Annotated in this window: 4 protein-coding genes; 2 read left to right on the top strand and 2 right to left on the bottom strand. The window is 42.5% G+C overall.

The genetic code is table 11. From position 1 onward, the window contains the following. A partial coding sequence (locus PX481_RS11010) for a GH116 family glycosyl-hydrolase (RefSeq protein ID WP_288094582.1) occupies positions 1–427 on the bottom strand: 427 nt, incomplete at its 3' end. 268 nt (positions 428–695) lie between these two features. Between PX481_RS11010 and PX481_RS11005 the strand changes: the two genes are divergently transcribed. Continuing rightward, entirely contained in the window at positions 696–1,466 is a 771-nt protein-coding gene (locus PX481_RS11005; RefSeq protein WP_043998779.1) for a class II glutamine amidotransferase, read from the top strand. Positions 1,467–1,468: 2 nt separating this feature from the next. Here PX481_RS11005 and PX481_RS11000 read toward each other — a convergent pair whose 3' ends face one another. Beyond that, positions 1,469–2,197, bottom strand: a complete 729-nt coding sequence (locus tag PX481_RS11000; RefSeq protein ID WP_002756680.1) for an ABC transporter ATP-binding protein — start codon at positions 2,195–2,197, stop codon at positions 1,469–1,471. A 75-nt stretch (positions 2,198–2,272) separates the two neighbouring features. Between PX481_RS11000 and PX481_RS10995 the strand changes: the two genes are divergently transcribed. After that, entirely contained in the window at positions 2,273–2,962 is a 690-nt protein-coding gene (locus tag PX481_RS10995; protein ID WP_002756679.1) for a Uma2 family endonuclease, read from the top strand. Positions 2,963–3,196: the final 234 nt, after the last annotated feature.

Here is a 3,196-nt window from a genome sequence, read left to right as displayed (position 1 = left end):
GTTCGCAAATTAATTGAGTCTGAAAAACATCTTTGTACTCGTACCAACTGCGGGGATAAAGGGCAGAATATGTTCCCTTTTCGGCTGGATACCACGACCAGCGCGATAAAGTTCCATCCGTCGGGCTTTCCGTCGCCATAGCGTAGGCTTGGGTGCTTCCGTCTTCTGTTTGTTCAAAAATGCTAAATTGACAGGCGGCAAGGCTATTAAAACTGTGTTCACCGCCGTCCAGATGCCAGAGGTTAAAGTCACCTTTGGGGGAACGTCCGATGCAACCGGCCCCAAATCCTCCCAGGGGCATCCCATGCCAAGGACCATCATCTAAATTGCTGGCGTAGCGGACGCTGTAGGGTTTTTCCCAACCTTTGCCTAGAGGACGTTTCCAAGCAGCGGCGGGAATTTCTGGAAGGGAGACGAGATTAAGCATAGATGTTTTTAAGTGGGGTGTGGGGAAGTGGGGAAGTGGGGAAGTGGGGAAGTGGGGAAGTGGGGAAGTGGGAAACTCCTGACTCCTGACTCGGAGAATACTGACTCCACCAAGAAACTTTTTCAGTAAACCCTAATTAGCAGTAGTGCCAGATTAATTTCTTAGCTAGGATAGGCAAGAGGCAGCTGGAAAAAATTCTCCTGTCTCCTGTCACGGCTGCTGGCAGTAAGTAATTTTGCCGGCATCTGATATTCAAACTCAAGCAACTATGTGTCAACTTCTAGGCATGAATTGTAATGTCCCCACGGATATCTGTTTTTCCTTCGAGGGATTTTGTGCGCGGGGAGGAAAAACCGACGAACATCGAGACGGTTGGGGAATCGCTTTTTTTGAGGGTTTAGGTTGTCGAACTTTTATTGATGTTAAACCCTCGATCGCTTCTCCGATTGCGGAATTAATTAAAAACTATCCCATCCATTCTACCAATGTTATCGCCCATATTCGCAAAGCTACCCAAGGAGAAATTAAACTAGAAAACTGTCATCCTTTTCGGCGGGAATTGTGGGGAAAATATTGGGTTTTTGCCCATAATGGTCATTTAGAAAATTTCTCACCGGCTGCGGGAGATTTTTATCAACCAGTTGGGGAGACGGATTCGGAAAAAGCTTTCTGTTTAATTCTTAATACCCTACGAGAGACTTTTCCCCAGGGCAAACCTTCCCTAGAACAACTTTATCAAGTCCTAAAAACTATCACAAATTCTATCGCTTGTCAAGGAATTTTTAATTATCTTTTATCCGATGGTGAACATTTTTTTGCCCATTGTTCGACGAAATTAAGCTATATAATCCGTCAGTATCCTTTTGCCGCCGCTCATTTAATTGATGAAGATGTGAGCGTTGATTTTCAAGCTTTAGCTCATCCTGGCGATCAAGTAGCAATTATTGCCACTACACCCTTAACTGATAATGAAGTTTGGACAACGATTAATTCAGGAGAATTATTAGTTTTTCAGGAGGGCGCAGCAATTTTAAGTTAATCTTACCAATTGTCACTTTGTCGAGATTTTTCTAAATCAATTAACTGAGTTTTTAGCCCTAACCAATCTAATTGATGGGCGAGGCAATCTGAACCAATTTTTCCCGCTTCTAGATAAATGACTCGCTCGGCAAATTCCTCTAAAAAATCTAGTTGATGATTGACCATAATTATCGTCATTGAACTTTGATTATTTAATACTTCTAATAACCTGCTGGCCGTGCCTGTATCTAGAGCGGAGGTGGGTTCATCTAATAACAGTATGCTCGGTTCTAACAACAAAGCTCTGGTAATTGCTACTAATTGTCTTTGTCCTAAAGATAATTCTAACTCCCCGCGTTCAAACCACTGTTGAGGAATTTTTAACAGAGATGTCCAACGGTCAATTCTCTGATTAATTTCAGCAGGGTTAAGTTTTTTTAATTGCAGAGGATAAGCGAGAGCATCTCGAACAGTCATCCCTAATAACTTCGACTCTTGTGGCAATAAAACTATCTGTTGTCGCAGGGAAATAACCGGTATTTCCTTAATCGATTTACCTTGAAAATAAATATTTCCCGTGCTTGGTTCCTGCAAACGATTTAACAATCGTAAAATAGTCGTTTTTCCTGCCCCAGATGCTCCGACAATAGCTAACTTTTCTCCTTGCTTGATGCTAAAAGTAATATCTTCTAACAGATAAGCACTACCCCGTCGGATAGCTAAATTTACTTGCTGTAGTTCTAAAATCAAGATCGGTCTTTTCCTTACTTAGTTCAAACTTATTATATAATGAAAATAGCCCAATGAGTTCGGCAGGTATTCCCCATGGTTAGTCAAGTTAACAAAACCGAGATTATCTATCCTGAGAGCGACGGTAAACCGATGGCAGATAATACTAAACAATTTAACTGGATAGTGACGATTAAGCAGAATCTCGACTGGTTATATATCGATGATCCCCAGGTATTTGTAGCGGGGGATCTGTTGTGGTATCCCGTGGAAGGCCAGCCGAAAATTGCCGCCGCTCCTGATACGATGGTAGTATTTGGCAGACCGAAAGGCGATCGAGGTTCCTACAAACAATGGCAAGAAGATAATCTTGCTCCTCAAGTCGTCTTTGAGATTCTTTCTCCCAATAATACCTCCATCGAAATGGCCAAAAAATTGCTATTTTATGATCGCTATGGAGTCCAAGAATACTACGTCTATGATCCCGATGATAATAGTCTAGAAGCTTGGCAGCGAATTGGTGACAGTTTAGACAGTGTTAGTGAGGTTAATAATTGGGTGAGTCCCCGTTTAGGCATTCGTTTTGACTTAACCGACGAGTTAAAAATTTATCGTCCTGATGGCACTCAATTTTTGTCCTACAGCGAAATTAATCAACTACTGGAGCAGGAAAAGCAACGGGCTGAAAATGAACGCCAACGGGCTGAACAGGTCAATCAGCAGTTAGTAGAAATGGAGGCAAAACTGCAAAAATATCGTCAACTTTTTGGGGAATTACCTAACTAGGGTCTGCTGAATAAATGTGAAATATAGACGAGGTAAGGGGTTTGGGGCCTGTTTGGCGAGGCAGGTGCAAGATTTTAAAGCTAGTGGCTCAAAAACCTTGCATCTTGATCGGCGATTGCGTCCTGTAGGGGCGAAGCATTCGGGCAATAACTTATCGGTGAAACCGTAGATTTTCTATCCGAATGCTTCGCCCGTACTTTTTGCCGCAAACCCTAACTAAAATCTTCACTAGCG

The organism is Microcystis sp. M53603_WE2, from assembly GCF_030065435.1.
The sequence above is the reverse complement of the archived record's forward strand: the minus strand, read 5'-3'. Positions and strand labels throughout refer to the sequence as shown.